11 protein-coding genes are annotated in these 17,557 nt (G+C 70.5%); 8 read left to right on the forward strand and 3 right to left on the reverse strand.

Annotated features, from left to right (window positions below; all coding sequences use genetic code 11):
• Positions 1-85 precede the first annotated feature (85 nt).
• The 4 genes from CAP_RS24335 to CAP_RS24350 all read left to right on the forward strand — a co-directional run bounded on the left by CAP_RS24335 (position 86) and on the right by CAP_RS24350 (position 6,240).
• Positions 86-1,897 carry a serine/threonine-protein kinase gene (locus CAP_RS24335; protein ID WP_044245077.1) on the forward strand — a complete coding sequence of 604 codons (1,812 nt, stop codon included), beginning with the start codon at positions 86-88 and terminating at the stop codon, positions 1,895-1,897.
• Positions 1,898-2,036: 139 nt separating this feature from the next.
• A complete protein-coding gene (locus CAP_RS24340; RefSeq protein ID WP_052375815.1) occupies positions 2,037-3,041 on the forward strand; it encodes a DUF362 domain-containing protein in 1,005 nt (334 codons plus the stop codon).
• 2 nt (positions 3,042-3,043) lie between these two features.
• A complete protein-coding gene (locus CAP_RS55095) occupies positions 3,044-5,062 on the forward strand; it encodes a 4Fe-4S binding protein (RefSeq protein ID WP_269324572.1) in 2,019 nt (672 codons plus the stop codon).
• Positions 5,059-6,240, forward strand: coding sequence for a hypothetical protein (locus CAP_RS24350; RefSeq protein WP_044245079.1), 1,182 nt, complete (start codon positions 5,059-5,061; stop codon positions 6,238-6,240). Before CAP_RS55095 ends, CAP_RS24350 begins: the two co-directional genes overlap by 4 nt.
• 49 nt (positions 6,241-6,289) lie before the next feature.
• Here CAP_RS24350 and CAP_RS50860 read toward each other — a convergent pair whose 3' ends face one another.
• Positions 6,290-8,686, reverse strand: coding sequence for a thrombospondin type 3 repeat-containing protein (locus CAP_RS50860; protein WP_052375817.1), 2,397 nt, complete (start codon positions 8,684-8,686; stop codon positions 6,290-6,292).
• Positions 8,687-8,858: 172 nt separating this feature from the next.
• On the opposite strand from CAP_RS50860, the gene CAP_RS24360 reads away from it, so the two are divergent.
• Together CAP_RS24360 and CAP_RS24365 are read left to right on the forward strand one after the other, a co-directional pair.
• Positions 8,859-10,805 (forward strand): hypothetical protein, encoded by a 1,947-nt coding sequence (locus CAP_RS24360; RefSeq protein WP_044245080.1) that lies wholly within the window; start codon positions 8,859-8,861, stop codon positions 10,803-10,805.
• 453 nt (positions 10,806-11,258) lie between these two features.
• Positions 11,259-12,671: a glycosyltransferase family 2 protein gene (locus CAP_RS24365; protein ID WP_052375819.1), complete on the forward strand. Its 1,413-nt coding sequence runs from the start codon at positions 11,259-11,261 to the stop codon at positions 12,669-12,671.
• Between the two features lie 29 nt (positions 12,672-12,700).
• Here the strand turns inward: CAP_RS24365 and CAP_RS24370 are convergent, their stop codons facing one another.
• A complete protein-coding gene (locus CAP_RS24370) occupies positions 12,701-13,327 on the reverse strand; it encodes a cysteine hydrolase family protein (protein ID WP_044245081.1) in 627 nt (208 codons plus the stop codon).
• Positions 13,328-13,365: 38 nt separating this feature from the next.
• Positions 13,366-14,421: an aldo/keto reductase gene (locus tag CAP_RS24375; protein WP_044245082.1), complete on the reverse strand. Its 1,056-nt coding sequence runs from the start codon at positions 14,419-14,421 to the stop codon at positions 13,366-13,368.
• Positions 14,422-14,633: 212 nt separating this feature from the next.
• On the opposite strand from CAP_RS24375, the gene CAP_RS24380 reads away from it, so the two are divergent.
• On the forward strand, positions 14,634-15,464 hold the full coding sequence (locus CAP_RS24380; protein WP_156041103.1) for a DUF4142 domain-containing protein: 831 nt from the start codon (positions 14,634-14,636) through the stop codon (positions 15,462-15,464).
• Positions 15,465-15,715: 251 nt separating this feature from the next.
• Positions 15,716-17,464 carry a hypothetical protein gene (locus CAP_RS24385; protein WP_044245088.1) on the forward strand — a complete coding sequence of 583 codons (1,749 nt, stop codon included), beginning with the start codon at positions 15,716-15,718 and terminating at the stop codon, positions 17,462-17,464.
• The last annotated feature ends 93 nt before the right edge of the window (positions 17,465-17,557 follow it).

The following is a 17,557-nucleotide window of genomic DNA, read 5'->3' on the forward strand; positions in this document are numbered from 1 at the left end:
CCGCCTCCCCCGCTCACCCCCCGATCCCGGGGTGGGCATCACCCGCGCGCCGCGCACTGCACGCCTTCCAACGGCCTCGCCTGGTATGACGCTGGACTCGACCTTCCGCACCACCACGGTTCAGGCCTTCGCCCACACGGTGCAAGCGTCCGAGGTGGAGAGCGGGACGGCCCGGATCGAGCATCCCACCGTCTCCCTGAAGTCCTCGGGCTCCGGCTCGGGCTCGGGCTCCGGCCCCACCTCCTCCTCTGCCCGCGGCCCTTCCGTGCTCCCCGAGTCGGGGCACCTCGTCGGCGGCCTCTACCGGCTCATCCGCCTGCTCGGCCAGGGCATGTTCGGCAAGGTCTACGTCGCCCAGCGGATCGACGTCCCCGAGCATCAGGTGGCGCTCAAGCTCCTGCCCCGCTCGCACTACGCCAGCCGCAACGTGGAGCGCGAGCTGGTGATGCTCGCGACCGTGGGCCACCCCAACGTGGTGCAGCTCAAGGACCACGGCATGACGGCCGACTACGTGTGGCTCACCATGTCCGTGTACGACGGCGAGACCCTCGAACAGCGGCTCAAGCGTGGCCCGCTCGGCATGCGTGAGGCTTACGAGGTCTTCCTGCCCGTGGCGCGCGGCCTCGAAGCGCTGCACGCCGCGGGCCTGCGCCACCAGGACGTCAAGCCCGACAACCTCTTCCTCGCCCGCTTCAGCGGCAGGGTCCACCCCGTGCTGCTCGACCTCGGCGTCGCCGCCGAGCGCGAGGCCACCTTCTGCGCCGGCACCGCCCTCTACGCCTCTCCCGAGCAGCTCCACGCCCTGAACGCCTACCCCGGCGCGGTCACGCTCGACGAGAAGATGGACACGTACTGCCTCGCGGCCACCCTGCTCACCGCGCTGGTGGGCCCCGCCTTCTTCCCCGGAGAGGAGGCCCGGAGCCGCCCCCAGCTCGAAGAGGCCCTGAAGACCCGCGCCGAGAAGCCCCTCGCCGAGCGCTCCCTCCCCGATCTCACCGGCCGCCCGCGCGAGCAGCTCGAAGAGGCGTTCCGCCGCTGGCTTGCCCTCGACTCCGCGCAGCGTCCCTCCATGTCCCAGATGGCCGACGAACTCGAGGTCCTCCTGGAGCCCGAGCGTGAAGCGGCACGCAAGGAGGAAGCGCGCCTCGCGCGGCAACGCACCTCGCTCACCCGGCTCCGCATCGCCGCTGGAGCCCTCCTTCTCATCGGCGCCGCGGCTGCCCTCCTCGTCTTCTCCAAGCGCGAGACCCTGCGCGTCGCCGGCGAGCTGGAGCGCGCGACGAGGCTCGGACAGGAGTCGTTCAGCAAGCTCGACACCTGCGTCGCCTCGCACCGCATCGCCGAGCAGCGAGGCGCCGATTGTCAGCGCGCGCGGGAGCAAGACCGGCAAGAGCACAAGCAGACCATGCTCGCGTTCGAGCGAAGCGGCAGCAGCACGGCAGCCGAGCAGCTCCGCGAGATCCAGAACCTCCAGAACCTCCACGCCACCCGCCTCAAGGCTTGCGAGGACGAGGCCGAGGAGGCGGCGACGGCGGCCGCGGCAGAGCAGGATCGCCAGAGCGACGCCTGGGAACAGGAGCGCGCGGCGCTCGTCGCCGAGAGGGACACGGCGCGCACCCTCGCCGAGGAGCGCGCGACCCAGCTCGCCACCCTCACGGAAGAGAAGAAAACCTGCGATGCCGAGCGCGCAACCCTGACGGCCGAACGAGAGCGCAACCAGCCGCCCTCTCCCTCATCCACGGGCGTCTCTCCCGCGTCCCTCCCCTCGACTGGCACGACGACCACACCTCAAACCACCGCGAGCCCTGCCCCTCCTCTGCCTCCCCCCGAGCCATCCCCCTCGGAACCTCCATCGAACACCCTGCCCAAGGATCCCAATCCCCTCGCGCTCCCCTGACCTCGAGCGCATGCCGAGCGCACGTCAGCCGCACGCCAACCGCACGCCGAGCACACACCAGCGGCGAACGATCTGAACGGAATCTCCCTGGAACGGCGCCTTGTTGTCGCACGGCTGCGAGGCTAACCATGGAGACGTCATGGATGCCCTCTCCCGACGAGACATCCTGCGCCGCCTCGGTGCGGCGGGCCTCGTCCTCGGCAGCGCCGCGGTCCTCGCCCGCGCGCGCTGGGACCAGGGAGGAGCCGCGAGCCTCTCCCTCGACGGCCCCCAGGTCCGGGACTACCGCAAGCGCGACGCCCCGCCCGAGCTCCCGCAGCTCGTGGTGGCCAGAGGCACCCCCAGCGGCGATCCCGCGAACCCTCGCCTCCTCGCGAGCGACCCCGCAGACCTCGTGCGCAAGGCTGTCGGTGCCCTCGGCGGCATGCAGCGGTTCATCTCGCGCGGCGACATCGTGGTCGTCAAACCCAACATCGGCTGGGACCGCACCCCCATCCACGCTGCCAACACCAACCCCAGGGTCGTCGCCGAGGTGGTGAGGCTCGCGTACGACGCTGGCGCCAAGCGCGTCATCGTCACCGACGCCTCCTGCAACGAACCGAACCGCTGCTTCCAGCGCTCGGGCATCTGGAAAGCCGCCTACGACGTCGGCGCCGACGTCATCCTCCCGAGCGCCCACCGCTTCCGCCAGATGCGCCTCAAGGGCGAGGTCCTCGACGACTGGCCCGTGTACACGCCCCTCGTCAACGCCGACAAGGTGATCAACGTCCCCATCGCCAAGCACCACAACCTCTCGCGGTACACGGGGGCGATGAAGAACTGGTACGGCTTGCTCGGAGGAAGGCGCAACCGCCTGCACCAGAACATCGACACCTCCATCGCCGACCTGGCCACCTTCCTCCAGCCCACCCTCACCGTCGTCGACGCGGTGCGCGTCCTCCTGCGCAACGGCCCGCAAGGCGGCAACGTGGCGGACGCGAGGGACATGCACACGGTCATCGCCACGACCGACCAGGTGGCCGCCGACGCCTACGGCTGCCAGCTCATCGGCCGCAAAGCCGACGAGATCCCCTACATCCACATGGCCCATCAGCGCGGCCTCGGCACCATGCACTGGCAGAACCTCCGCCTCGCCGAGGTATGAGCATGGTGTCCCCGAGCACGCCCGCGACGACCCTGTCGGCGAAGCCCGCGCCCGCGAAGCCCTTGCCCTACAGATCTCCACCCCCGAAGGCCACACCCCCTCACCCCTCCTCCCTGAGGGCCTGGCTCGCCAAGGCGCGCCTCACGAAGAAGCGTCCTGGCTCGGGCCTCCCGGCGCGCAAGACCATCCAGGTCCTCGTCTGGGTGCGGCGCCTCGTGCAGGCCGGCTGCCTCGCCCTGTTCTGCTACCTCCTCTTCCAGACCGGCTTCCGCGGCTCGTTCGCCTCCGCGGAGGCGCGCGTCCGTCTCCCCCTCCCCGTCGAAGGCTTTCTCCTCGCCGACCCCTTCGTCGGCGCGATGACCCTCCTCTCCACCCACACCGTCTACCGGGGCCTCCTCTGGTCCCTCGGCATCCTCGCGCTCACCCTCGTCTTCGGGCGCGTCTTCTGCGGCTGGATCTGTCCTTTCGGCACCCTCCACCACCTCTCCGCCTGGGTCTTCCCCTCGCGCTACGGCAAGGGAAGCAAGCGCGTCGAGGCCAACAAGACCCACCCGGTCCGGCAACGGGTCAAGTACTACCTGATGTACGCCTTCCTCGCGGCCAGCCTCGCGGGCAGCGTGATCGGCGGCCTCTTCGACCCCATCTGCATCGCCGTGCGCGCCATCGGCCTCGCGGTGATCCCTGCCGCCCAGTACATCGCCGGCTTCGTCACCACCGCCGCCACCGCCACGGGCATCCGCCAGGTCCAGTTCGCCTCCGACCACGCGCAGGACTTCCTCGCGGCCAGCGTGTGGCAGACCAGGCAGTTCTACTTCCACCAGACCTGGCTCATCGGGGCGCTCCTCGTCGCGGTGCTGTTCATGAACCGCTTCATCCCGCGGTTCTGGTGCCGCGTGCTCTGCCCCCTCGGCGCCTTCCTCGGCGTGTTCGCGCGTTACGCGCTCTTCGGCATGGAGAAGGACCATGCGAAGTGCACGGACTGCAACCTCTGCCTCGTCCACTGCCAGGGGGCCGACTCCCCCCAGGGCGGCGTCAAGTGGCGCCAGGACGAGTGCCACATGTGCCTGAACTGCGAGAACGCCTGCCCCGAGGACGTCATCAAGTTCCGCTTCCTGCCGAACAGGAAGAGCGCCCTCGTCAAACCCGACACCGGTCGGCGCACCGCCATCGCCACGGCCGCCGCGGGCGCCGCCCTCATCCCCGTCGCCCGGATCGCCGACGTCATCGACGCCAACTACAGCCCCGTCGTCATCCGTCCCCCGGGCGCCGTCGAGGAGCGCGAGTTCCTCGAACGCTGCATCCGCTGCGCCGAGTGCATGAAGGTCTGCCCCAACAACGCCCTGCACCCCGCGTTCTTCGAGGCGGGCGTCGAGGGCGTCTGGACCCCGATCCTCATCCCCCGCATCGGCTACTGCGAGCACTCCTGCGTGCTCTGCGGCGACGTCTGTCCCACGGGCGCCATCCAGAAGATCACCGAGGAGCAGAAGATGGGCATCGGCCAGAAGCCCATCTCCATCGGCACCGCCTTCTACGACATCGGCCGGTGCCTGCCCTGGTCCATGAGCGTCCCCTGCATCGTGTGCGAGGAGTTCTGCCCCACGTCGCCCAAGGCCATCTGGGTGGAAGAGGTCGAGGTCCCCAAGCGCGTCCCCACCGCCCCGGCCGCAGCGGCCCCCGCCCTCCCCTCACCCGATGGCCACGCCGCCCGACCCCCCCAACCGCCCGACCCCGCCCTCGCCGGCCAGCCTCCCCAGCCCGCCCCGGCGCTGCCAGAGCCGCCGAAACCGCCGGAGCCGCCGGTACTGGCAGAGCCCCCGACCCAGGCCCACGAGGACCACCTCGTACGCATCAAGGTCCAGCGGCCCCACGTCGACCCCTCCCTGTGCATCGGCTGCGGGGCCTGCGAAAAGGTCTGCCCGGTACAGGACAAACCGGCGGTATACGTCACCAGCGTGGGTGAGACCCGATCGAAGACGAACGTGATCCTTCTCGAAGACACGGACTACAATCAGCCATCATGAGCTTTCACCGAACCCCTGGCCTTGTCGCGGGGCTTGCGGCGCTGACGGCGACCTGCGTGTTCGCCTGCGGCAAGCCGTTCACCTCGTTCACCGACGACACGGACGGCGGCACCACGAGCACCGTCTCCCCCACCACCACGAGCGGCGGCGGCGGGGGCGCCGGAGGCATGAACCAGGGAGGCGGTGGCGCAGGCCCCGGCACGGGCGGCATCGGCGGCACGGGCGGCATCGGTGGCACCGGCGGCAGCACGTCCACCAACTGCGATCTCGACGACCCCACCGCGTGCAGCGCCGGCCAGTACTGCTCCGCCGGTTCTTACACCTGCGTCTCGTGCAGCACCCTCGGCGTCCTCACCTTCGGCAACCCTGTCCCGCTCGACCTGCAGGCCCCCGGCCAGACCCCTGCCGCCCCCCGCGTGCGCATCGCACCCGGCGGCGTCGAAGAGCTCCTCTTCACCTCCATCAACCCGGGCGCCAGCACCGACATTGCCATCGCCACCCGCAGCGGCACCTCCTGGGGTCAGGGCACCTTCATCCCCGGCACCAACGTCAACTCCGCGACCGCCGAAGCCTCGCCCCTGCGGATCCCCGCCAATGTCACCATCCCCAACGTGGCGATGAGCGAGCCCATCTTCTTCACCGCCACCATCAACACGCGCCGCAAGGTCATGGCTGGCACACCCTCGACCGCGCGCATCGAGGTCCCAAACCTCAACGCGGGCGGCTCCGACTCCTACTCGGTCGCCCTCGCTTACGCCGCCGCCCCGCCCCGCTACTGGTACATGCGCACCGTCGGCGCCGTCAGTGATCTCAGGTTCGTCACCCAGACCGCGGAAGAGACCACCCCTACCCCGCTCGCCAACATCGTCCTGCCGGGCACCTGCACCCTGACCATCACCGGCGGCATGGACCTGGCTCCCTGGGTCACCCCGAGCGGCACCCACCTCCTGTTCCAGGCCAACCCCCAGTGCAGCACCGCCTCGCTCGTGCGGGGCTTCTACGTCTCGCTCAACACGAACGGCACCGTGAACGGCAATGCCCGCGAACTCACCATCGAGGGCCACCCGGACACCTCCAACGTGCGCACGCCCTCCCTGTCGCCGGACTTCTGCTCCCTCTACTTCGCCGCAGAAGACGTCAACAACGAACGCAAACTCTACTCCGCGCGCCGCCGCTAGCACGGCGTCCCCTGAACCAGGGGCCTGCTGGCCCCTGCGCTCCTCTAGCTCACCACCGCCGCGTCCTCCGCCCACCGTCACGGCGACGCCGCGCCGCGAGCAGCAACCCGAGCGCCAACCAGCCCACGCGCCCACCCCCGGACGCTGCGCCGACCGTGCTGCAGCCGCAGCCATTTCCGTGCAGCGTCGGGACGCTGCTGACCGGCGGTTCTCCCGACGATGAGCCCGCGCCCTGTCCACTCGCCCCTCCGACGCCGGTGCTGTTTCCCCCGTCGCCCCCCTCCCCTCCTTCACCGCTGCCACCACCGCCCGTCGCGGTGCCGCCGCCCTCACCGCTCGTGGGCACCTCGGACAGGCAGCCCCCGGCCACGCACACCCCGGGCACGCCGTCCTTCTCGCAGGGCGTCTCCTGCGACTTCGGGAACGGGGCGCAGGCTCCGCTCTGAGGGTCGCACGCCGCCGCGACGCACACCGACACGTCGGGGCAGGAGAACGACGGACCGCCCACGCAAGCGCCAGCCTGGCACGTATCGTCCAGCGTGCAGGGGTTGCCATCCTCGCACGCTGCGCCATCGGGCTTCGGGGGGCTCTGACAGTCGCACTCGTCTCCGACCCCGTCGCCGTTGCTGTCACCCTGACCGGTGTTCGCGATCGTCGGACAGTTGTCCTGCCCGTCGACGACCCCGTCATTGTCGTCGTCGGGATCGCACGCATCGCCTGCGCCGTCTCCGTCGGTGTCCACCTGGGTGGAGTTCGCCACCGCGGGGCAGTTGTCGATGCCGTCGGCGACGCCATCGCCGTCCTGATCGAGCACGCACGCGCCGCTGATGCAGGAAGCCGTGGTGGCGCACTGGGTGGTCGTCGCGCAGCTCCCCAGGCACGCCGCGTTCGCGCACGTGTACAGCCCGCAGCTCTGCGACCCTCCGTCCACGCACGCCCCGTTCCCGTCGCAGATATCCGCGTTCTCCAGCGCGCCGCCGCTGCACGAGGCGGGCCCGCACGCCGTCCCCGCGCCTTGCTTCTGGCAGGCCCCTGCCCCGTCGCACGCGCCCGTGTTCCCGCACGTCGACGCCTCGACGGCGCACTCCGCTCCCGGATCGCTGCCTGCCTGCACGGGGCCGCACACCCCGTCGGGGCCACCGCCCTTCAGGGCCGCCGAGCACGCCGTGCAGAGCGTGTCGCACGCGCTGTCGCAGCACACACCATCCACGCATGCGCCCGTCGCGCACTCTCCTGCCGCGGCGCACACCGCGCCCACCTCCAGCAGGCACGCGCCCTCGACGCACACGCTGCTCGGACCGCACGACGTCCCGTCTGGCGCGATCGGTCCAGCGCCGCAGAGCCCTGTCCCCGGATCGCAGCTCCCCGCCTCCAGGCACACGCTCGGCTGACAGACCACGGGATCGGCGCCCATGCACACCCCGGCCTGGCAGGTGTCCACCTGCGAGCACGCGTCCCCGTCGTCGCAGGCGGGCCCCGTCACGGGTGAGCAGATCCCGTCGGCGCTCGCCCCCATGGCCATCGCGCATGCCTCGCAGTCCCCGTCGCACGGCGCGTTGCAGCAGACCCCATCGGTGCACACGCCGCCCAGACAGTCGGCCGTCGACGCGCAGGGCTGGCCCACGTTGGTGAACCAGTTGACGATCGACGCCACCTCTTCGGGCGTCATGCCCTCCAGCGCCTGCGGAGGGAGCGTGTCGAGCTCTGCAGCGCTCGCGTGTGCCTCCGCCTGGGTTCCCCGCTGCCCGGCGAAATGCATGATGATCCGCGTCGCCCCGGCTGGCACGGGCACCGTGAACGTCACCGAGGGACCCTGCGTCCCAGCGCAATCGCCGACCGTCATCGAGACCGCCTGGGGGGTGACCGCAGCCCCAGGACCGAAGTAGGTGTGGTGGAGGCTTGGATCACTGCCAGCATCGACGTCATCGGTGGCGACCCAGCGATCCTCGATGGTGAACTGCGTGTCGCCCGTGAAGCTCTGGGTGATGGTGGTCGAGCCATCGGAGCCGACGTTCGTATCGACCCGGACCGAAGCGGAGATCGGCGCCCCCGTGGGGTTGTGCACGATCTCCAGGAAGCGCGCCCAGGCATGATCCGGGGGCACGTACACCTTGCGCGTGACCATGAGGCCGCCCATCGCCTGCGGCCCGTGAACGCTCTGACGGTCTGCGAGCTCCAGCGTGCCTGTCGACGCCCCGACGTAGGTTCCGTCGACCAGCAGCACCATGCCGCCGTCGTACGAATCGCCCGACCCGTTCGAGATGCTGCCCCGCGCGGTCACGTCCCACGCGTAGCCAAGGGCGTCGGTGAGCACGATCTCGACCGCGGAGTCACACTGCTGCGCCAGCGCCACGCCCGGAGCGGCCGTGAGGCATGCGGTGAGCGTCAGCGCAGCGCCGAGCGCCGCGAAGATCCCCCTGCGTCGGCCAACGGAACCGTTCTGCACCGCGACTCCTTCCGTCGTCTGTCATACATCCTACCGCCCACGATACCGACCGGGGTGGAGAATGAATCTCCGCGGAAGATGACGATTATACGCCGTGGTGTCGTGAGATGGACCACGTAATTTCAGGGATGTGTCTTGGAAGAGGGAGTACGCTGCTGGTTGCGGAGGCAACATGAAGCGAGCGCGGTGGTACGTGGCAGCGGCGATGCTCGCGCTGGGTGTGACGGCGGGCGCGACATCGTGCTCGAGCTCCAAGGGGCAGGTGCTGTTCGTCTTCCAGACGGACATGTCGCTCCCCAAGGACATCAGCGCGATCAAGCTCCTCGTGACCCTCGAAGGGCAGGTCATCTTCGAGGACACCTACGAGCGGCTCGGCGAGGAGGGGAGCATCAAGCTCCCGGCGACGCTCGGATTCCTGACGCCCGATGACCCGAGCCAGGCGCTGCAGCTCCAGGTGATCGGCACCCTGGGCGGCGACGAGGGCGTGAAGGTGCTCCGCGAGGTGGTCACCACCGTCCCCGAGAACCGGACGGCGATGATGCACGTGCCCATCCACTTCCTCTGCTACGGCATGGCGCACGCCGAGCGCGACGAGGCCGGCGCGCTGACCGTCAAGAGCAACTGCGAGGAGGGCAAGACCTGCGTGGCAGGGTCCTGCGTGGACGCCGAGGTCCCCTCCGCCGATCTGCCCGACTACGTGCCTGCCGAGGTCTTCGGGGGCGGTACTGGCAACGGCGACGGCGCCTGCTTCGACACCCTGGGGTGCTTCGACGCGGGCGTGAGCGCCGCGCTCGACCTCTCCAGGTTCGCGATCGACCCTGCGTCGTGCGAAGCCACCGCTCCTCCGGGCCTCTCGGAGATGAACGTCGCCCTCATGACCCAGGGCGGCGGCATCTGCGGCGCGCGGGGCTGCTTCGTCCCGCTCGACGCCGCCAGCGACGCCGGCTGGAGGACCGTCGAGGAGGGACGCATCCGGCTCCCGCCCACCGTGTGCGCGCGCGCCGCGGAGGGCACGCTGCTCGGCGTGACCATCGCGCCCGCGGGCAGCGGTGCCTGCCGCCAGAAGGCCACCGACCGGCCCACCTGCGGCCCCTGGGCAGCCTCGGGCACCAACTACACGCAGCCGAGCGGCGCCCAGCCGCTGCCCATCGCCCTCGGGCTGGTGCACCCCGTGACGATGGTGGTCACCGAGCGTGGGGTCTACTGGATCGAGGCGGGCACGCTCGACGCAGCCGGCGCCTCCGCGGGTGACGGCGCGATCAAGGGCGTCCCCCTGACCGGGGGCGAACCCCAGGCGATCGCCAAGGACCTCATCGCCCCCGCCGACCTCGCCGTCGACGACGCCGCCGGCCTCGTGTTCTTCACCACCGGCAGCGCTCAGGCAGATGGCGGCGCGCTCCTCGCGGCCTCGCTCACGCAGCCGCTCGTGACCCCGGTCCTGCAGGGGCGCCGCTTCCCCCAGGGCATCGCGCGCCGGAGCGGCTCGCTCCTCTGGGCCGAGCTGTGGGGCAACCAGGTGCTCGAGATCGCGACGACGCTGGCTGACGACCGCATCACCGCGCAGGGCGAGCCTGTCCTGCTCACCGGGAGCGAACCGCTCGGCGAGTTCCCGTACCGCCTCGCCGCAGCCGAGGACGTCGCCTGCTGGATCTACCAGGGCATGCTCGGCGACGGGAACGGCGCCGTCGCCTGCCAGCGCCGCGGCGAACCCGCGCAGCTCGTGGACACCGCGCAGAACACCCCGCACGCCATCGCGCTCGACGTCGGCGACTCCGGGAGCAGGGCCGTCTACTGGGCCAACATCGACGGAGGCACCATCACCCGCGTCCGCTTCGACGGCGATGGCTTCGGAGCCCCCGAGGTGATCGCCGAGGGGCAAACGCTGCCGACCGGCGTCGCCGTCGACGGCGAGCACGTCTACTGGACGAACCGCGGTGACAGGACGGTGATGCGCGCCCCCAAAGACGGCGGCGCACCCGAGATCCTCGCCCGCGACCAGAACCGCCCGGGCACCATCGCGGTCACCAGTGACGCCATCTACTGGCTCAACGTGGGCTCCTCCGACCCCGAGCCTGGCACCCCATCGCGCGACGGCGCGGTGATGAAGCTCCTGAAGTGAAGCGCTGACCCAAGGCGCTGATCCACGGCGCTGATCCACGGCGCTGATCCACGGCGCTGACCCAAGGCGCTGATCCACAGCGCTGACCCACGGCGCTCACCTCCAAGCGTCGCGAACACCCCTCCTCACTGCACGCCCCCTGAGCAGGGACTTCCAGACTGCCGGGGGAAACTTTCCCTGCTCCGCGCGCGGGGCAGCACCCCTGGCCTGGGAAGAATTCCCCGATCACACCTGCCTCGCGCGCATAGCTCCTCGAAATTCCCCGGGAATCGGCTGGGCATAGCCCTTGCCATCAGCATCCCCCGCTCACGGCCGAACGACACGGCGAAGCGCCGCGTTCCACGGCTGCGATCTCCAACACACCCCTCGCACCGACCGAGGCGGGCACGCACCGCCACGGACGCGCGAAGCACCCAGGAACAGCCAGGAAAGGGAAGGACGAACGTGACACCGATGTCGACCAGCAGCGCGCATGCTCAGGAGACCCCTGCATCCCGCCGCTACCAGTCGCTCCGCATCCTCGTACCTGCCGCGGTGCTCGTCGCGGTGCTCTCGCTCGGCGCCTGGTTCCCCGCGCAGCGCTTCGTCCTCGGTCGTGTCGACGGAAGCCTCGTCGACTCCCTCTCCTTCACCACGGTCTCCCTCCTCGCGGCGGCGCTGGCCTTCACCGTGTGGCGCATCGTCCTCGCCACCCGCTACCGCCCCGTCGCCCCTCCTGCCGGCAAGCACCTCCCCTTCATCACCGTCATCGTCCCCGCCTACAACGAAGGCCGCCAGGTCCTGGAGACCCTCGTCAGCCTTGCGCGCAGCGACTACCCCGAAGACCGCCTCCAGATCCTCGCCGTCGACGACGGCAGCCAGGACGACACCTGGCGCTGGATGCGCCGCGCCAAGGAGCAGCTCGGCGCCACCCTCGAAATCCTCCGCATGCCCCGGAACCGCGGCAAGCGCCACGCCCTCGCGGCAGGCTTCGCCCACGCCCGCGGCCGGATCGTCGTCACCATCGACAGCGACTCCGAGGTGCACCCCGACACCTTGCAGCACCTCGTCGCGCCCTTCGTCGCCGATCCCCGCGTCGGCGCCGTCGCTGGCAACATCCGCGTCCTCTCCCGCCAGGACGGCACCATCGCCCGCATCCTCGACGCCTCCTTCACCTACTCCTTCGAACTCATCCGCGCTGGCCAGAGCGTGCTCGGCGCCGTCCTCTGCACCCCGGGCGCCGCGGCGGCGTACCGCACCGACCTCGTGCGCATGGTCATCGACGAGTGGCGCGACCAGACCTTCATGGGCCGCCCTGCCAACATCGGCGAGGACCGCGCCCTCACCAACCTCGTCCTCCGCGCTGGCTTCTCGGTCGTCTTCCAGTCCACCGCCATCGTCGAGACCACCGTCCCGGCGACCTACCGCGCCCTCTCCCGCATGCTCCTCCGCTGGGGCCGCAGCAACGTCCGCGAGTCCCTCGCGCTCCTCACCTTCGTCTTCCGGCCCATCCGCCCCTCGGGCCTCCTCGGCCTGCGCCTCCTCGCCCTCCATGGCGCCCTCGCCATGCTCGGCGCCATGCTCGGCAGCGCGGCCCTCGTCGTCGCCCTTGTCATGGCCCCGCTCACCACCCTCGTCACCCTCTTCGTGGGCACCCTGCTCTCCGCCATCCTCCCTGCCCTCGCCTGCCGCCTCCTCCGCGGCCCCGGCCTCGCCCCCTGGATGGCCCTCTACGGCCTCTGGTCCACCTTCGCCCTCTCCTGGATCACCCCCTGGGCGATCCTCACCCCCCACAACAGTAGCTGGCTCACCCGCGCCCTCCCCTCCGGCGCGACCCCTGCCCCCGCCCCCCAGCGCGCCCAGATGGCGAGCATCGCCGATGTTTAGTCTCCACGAGGGGACGCGCGTCCCCTCCCCTACCCCTTCGAGAACTGCCCCAGCAGCTCCTCCGTCGTGACGATTGCGTGTGCGAATGACGGACCGTTGACCTGGTGCGCCGCGTGCATTGCTTCCTCCGAGAATGCCGCCGTCGCGTCCCGGACCAGCGTCACGTGGTATCCGAGCTCCATCCCGAACCTGCCCGTCGATTCCAGGCACGTATTCGCCACCATCCCCACCAGCACGATCTTCTCCACCCGGTGCTGCTTGAGCTGCATGTCGAGATCGGTGTTCGCGAACCCGCTCTGCGCCCAGTGCTCCCCGACCAGCACGTCGCCCTCCTGCGGCGCGAAGTCCGGGTGCCATTCTCCGCCCCAGCTCCCCACCGCGAAGAGCTGCTTCTCGTTCGCGCCCTTCTGCCCCGACGTCTGCTGCCTCCAGCCCTGGTAATCACCAGGACGCCACCTGCGGTGCGGCACCACGAACACCTGGATCCCCGCGGCCCGCGCCGCCGCCGTCACCTCCCGCAGGTGCTTCAGCAGATCGACTGCCTCCGCCGTCTTCTTCACCGCGGGCCAGAGCTTGCCGCCCTCGCTCAGGAAGTCGTTGTACGGATCGACCAGAAGCAGCCCTGTCTTCCCCGGCTCATAGCGTTCATCTCCCATGACACAACCTTCCTTTCACCGCGTCATCGCCCGCCGCCTCACGACACCGGAATGACCGGCGCATCGATCACGTCGCCCTTCCCGCCGCCAAGCTTCGGCGCGAACTCCTTGATGGAGGCGTGGGGCACCCCGAGCGACACCTCGCTCGCCGTGTCGAGCCGCGTCACCTGCTCGGGCGACAGCGACAGCGACAGCGCCCCGAGCGTCGCGTCGAGCTGCGCCCGCGTGCGTGGCCCCAGGATCGGGATCAGCGCCGTCGTCGAATGCGCTGCCTTCTCGCGCAGCCACGCAATCGCCACGTGGGTCGCGGGCGCCTTGGTCTCCTCCGCCACGGCCAGCACCGCGTCCAGGATCGCCGTCTCTCGCGCGCTCTTCTCGGTGTGGACCAGCATCCCGAGCCCCTTCAGCCGCCCCTCCTCACCCCCGCGGTACTTGCCCGTCAGGAACCCTCCCCCGAGCGGCGACCACAGCGCCGCGCCCAGCCCCAGCGCCTCGGCCATCGGCAGCAGCTCCCGGTCCGGCGTGCGCTCCGCCAGGCTGTACTCGATCTGGATCCCCGCAATCGGCGCCCACCCCCGCAGCTCTGCCAGCAGATCGGCGCGCGCCACCCGCCACGCCGGGAAGTTCGACAGCCCCGCGTAGTGGATCTTGCCCGCGCGCACCAGGTCATCCAGCCCGCGCACGATCTCCTCGGTGGGCGTCGCCCCGTCGGGCATGTGCACCCAGTACAGGTCCACCCGCTCCGTCTTCAGCCGCTTCAGGCTCGCCTCCAGCGCCCGCACCATGTTCTTGCGGCTGTTGCCCAGGTGCGAGACTCCGTCCTGCGGGGTGACCCCCATCGTGAACTTCGTCGCCAGCACGAAGTGGTCGCGCTCCGACGCGATGAACTCCCCGACCAGCGCCTCCGACTGCCCCGCCTGGTAGCCCTCGGCGGTGTCGATGAAGTACCCCCCCGCCTCCGCGTACCCGTCGAAGATCTTCTTCGCCTCGTCGCGCTCCGCCCCGTGGCCCCAGCCAGTCCCGAAGTTGCCGGTCCCCAGCGCCAGCTCGGATACACGCAGCCCGGTACGTCGCCCGAAAATCTTGGTTCGCACGTGTCTTCTCCTCTGCCCAAGGGTGCCCGCGGTGGTGCGGTCCCGGTGACGACGTGCACACATTACGCACGTCATATATACTGTCAAGGAGCACCGCCCCCGCCTGATCGCCTCCCCGGCGGCTGCCCGGCGACGGGTGGAGGTTCGTGCTCACGTCCCCCGGCACGGAAGGCGCAGATCCCCTCCTGGACCCCCACAGGAGAGAGATCACCATGCGACCCCTCTGGATGCTTGCTGTACTCGCGCTGCTTGCTGGCTGCGACCCAGGCAATCAAGGCGAAGCGGTGGCTGCCGAGAGATCCGAAGCCGTGGCCCCCGGGCAGGGGCAACCTGGCGGCGTCATGGTCCCTGGCGGCGTCATGGATACCGAAGCGGGCGCCACGGACCGTCTGATGGCCGCGATCGCGACCGCCACGCAGACGGACGTCGCCAAGGCCTACCTTGCCATTGCCAGGTCCCCGAGCCCAGATGTGCGCGCCTTCGCCTGGACGCTCATCGACCACCAGCGACGCGCCCTCACCAAGATCGCCGAGCTTTCCCGTGAAAAGAAGCTCGGCGTGCAGAGCGTGGGCCACGAAGACGCCCAGGTGCGCGCCCTCGCCGAGACCGGAGATGAAGAGATCAAGAGGTTCCGGGGACTCTCGGGACGGTCCTTCGACGAGGCCTACCTGACCAACCAGCTCTCGACCGCCGTGCTGATCGAGCGCTACGGCGTGGAGGGCCAGCGCGTCTCGCGCGACCCCGACCTCGACAACTTCTTCTCCGACATCATGGCGCAGGCGCAGCTACACCGCGAGAGCGCCCAGCAAATCTTCCCGCTTGCCTGCCGGGGCATGCAGAACATCCCCATGGTGCAGCTCCGCCCTGACGGGGAGACGCCCTCCGCGCCCCCGCAGGAAGCGATACCCGCCGTGGCGAGCCCGGACCCTGCGATCCGCAGCGCACAGCCCGGCGGCGGCTCTTCCATGCAGATCGGCACCGGCCAGAGCGGACGCGACGAGAAAGGCGGCCTCGAGAACAACCAGCGACAGCCTTATCCCTGAGCCCGCGCTCTGCATCACGCGCTCTGCGTCCCGCGCTCTGCATCACGCGCTCTGCGTCCCGCGCTCTGCATCACGCGCTCTGCGTCCCGCCCTCCGCGCTCTGCATCACGCCCTCTGCGTCCCGCCCTCTGCGCAGCACACGATGGCACCACCCCATGACATGCAGGAGAGCCACCTCCTCGGGAGCCGAGAGCGCGTGATAGCGTGCGCCCCGGTTGCAGCACACCCGCCTCTATCCAGGAAAGGCACCCATGCTCTCTCGACACGTTTTCACACCGCTCCCGTGCACCACGGCGCTCCTCCTCGGCCTCCTCGCCACGAGCGGCTGCGGCTCCAGCGATGGCAATCCCCCCGGCAATACCACGAGCACCACCGGCACCCAGGGCGGTGAAGGCGGCCAGGGCGCCTCCCCTGGCGTGGGTGGACAGGGCGGCGCCGGCGCGCACGGAGGCGCGGGTGGCGACGCAGGACAGGGCGGCGCTGGCGGCGCTGGCGGCATGGGCGGCGCTGGCGGCATGGGCGGCGCTGGCGGACAGGGTGGCACTGGCGGCACTGGCGGCACTGGCGGCACTGGCGGCACTGGCGGACAGGGCGGCACTGGCGGACAGGGCGGCACTGGCGGACAGGGCGGCATGGGCGGCGCTGGGCCCGCGGTGTGTGGAGACGCCATCCTCGACGCTGGCGAGGCCTGCGACGACGGCAACATCATGGGCGGCGACGGCTGCTCCGCCACCTGCACCCTGGAGGCTGTCGTGAGCGTCTCCATGGGCGACGAGTTCACCTGCGCCCTCCTCGGCACTGGAGCCGTCAAGTGCTGGGGCGCCGGCACCAGCGGACGGCTCGGCCTCGGCGACACCAACGACCGCGGCGACGAGCCCGGCGAGATGGGCGCGAACCTCCCCGCCGTCGACCTCGGCACCGGCAGGACCGCGGCCGCCATCTCCGTGGGCGTCGCCCACACCTGCGCCCTCCTCGACGACGCGAGCCTCAAGTGCTGGGGCAACAACTCCTTCGGCGCCCTCGGGCAGGGTCACACCATGGCCCTTGGCGATGGGCCGAACGAGATGGGCGACAACCTCCCTCCCGTCCTCCTCGGCACCGGCAGGACCGTCAAGGCCGTCGTCACCGGCTCCGGCCATAGCTGCGCCCTCCTCGACGACAACACCGTCAAGTGCTGGGGCGACAACGAATTCGGCCAGCTCGGCCTGGGCGACACCACCCACCGTGGCACCGCCCCGGGCCAGATGGGCGACGCCCTCCCCACCATCCCCCTCGGCACTGGCAGGACCGCCAGGGCCCTCGCTGCCGGCTACCACCACACCTGCGCCCTCCTCGACGACTACACCGTCAAATGCTGGGGCAGCGCCCAGCAAGGCCAGCTCGGCCTCGGCAGCACCAACGATCGCGGCAACAGCCCGGGCGAGATGGGCAACGCCCTCGCCACCGTCAACCTCGGCACTGGCAGGACCGCCAAGGCCATCCGTGCCCACGGCGCCGGCACCTGCGCCCTCCTCGACAATGACACCCTCAAGTGCTGGGGCACGTACGCCCTCGGCCTCGGCCTCTCGGGCAATGCAGCGATCCTCGGAGACCAGCCTGGCGAGATGGGCGACGCCCTCCCCGCCGTCGACCTCGGCACCGGCAGGATCGCCACCACCATCGCCCGGGGCTTCCGGTCCGCCTGCGCCATCCTCGACAACGACACCCTCAAGTGCTGGGGCCTCAACGAGCAAGGCGTGCTCGGCCTCGGCGACACCCAGAACCGCGGCACCGCGCCGAACCAGATGGGCGACAACCTCCCCGCCGTCGACCTCGGCCCCGGCAACGTGGCCACGGCCATCGGCAGCGCCTACCTCCAGACCTGCGCCGTCATCCACGGCAACAGCCTCAAGTGCTGGGGGTACAACAACCGCGGCCAGCTCGGCCTCGGCGACACCATGGCCCGCGGCGACCAGCCCGGCCAGATGGGCGCGAACCTCCCCGCCATCGCGCTCTACTGAGCGACGCTCTCCTCCCTCCATCGCGCGCGCGATGGGAGCCCCTCCGCGTTCGAGGGCCCGTGCTAGCCTCGACTTGGGCACTTTTGCGCCCAG

This window comes from Chondromyces apiculatus DSM 436 (assembly GCF_000601485.1).
Taxonomy (GTDB): Bacteria; Myxococcota_A; Polyangia; order Polyangiales; family Polyangiaceae; genus Chondromyces; species Chondromyces apiculatus.

What these genes read in the sequence shown, in the direction of transcription:
- CAP_RS24335 (WP_044245077.1), top strand. Translation starts at nt 86, where the DNA reads ATGACGCTGGACTCGACCTTCCGCACCACCACGGTTCAGGCCTTCGCC.
- CAP_RS24340 (WP_052375815.1), top strand. Translation starts at nt 2,037, where the DNA reads ATGGATGCCCTCTCCCGACGAGACATCCTGCGCCGCCTCGGTGCGGCG.
- CAP_RS55095 (WP_269324572.1), top strand. Translation starts at nt 3,044, where the DNA reads ATGGTGTCCCCGAGCACGCCCGCGACGACCCTGTCGGCGAAGCCCGCG.
- CAP_RS24350 (WP_044245079.1), top strand. Translation starts at nt 5,059, where the DNA reads ATGAGCTTTCACCGAACCCCTGGCCTTGTCGCGGGGCTTGCGGCGCTG.
- CAP_RS24360 (WP_044245080.1), top strand. Translation starts at nt 8,859, where the DNA reads ATGAAGCGAGCGCGGTGGTACGTGGCAGCGGCGATGCTCGCGCTGGGT.
- CAP_RS24365 (WP_052375819.1), top strand. Translation starts at nt 11,259, where the DNA reads ATGTCGACCAGCAGCGCGCATGCTCAGGAGACCCCTGCATCCCGCCGC.
- CAP_RS24370 (WP_044245081.1), bottom strand. Translation starts at nt 13,327, where the DNA reads ATGGGAGATGAACGCTATGAGCCGGGGAAGACAGGGCTGCTTCTGGTC.
- CAP_RS24380 (WP_156041103.1), top strand. Translation starts at nt 14,634, where the DNA reads ATGCGACCCCTCTGGATGCTTGCTGTACTCGCGCTGCTTGCTGGCTGC.
- CAP_RS24385 (WP_044245088.1), top strand. Translation starts at nt 15,716, where the DNA reads ATGCTCTCTCGACACGTTTTCACACCGCTCCCGTGCACCACGGCGCTC.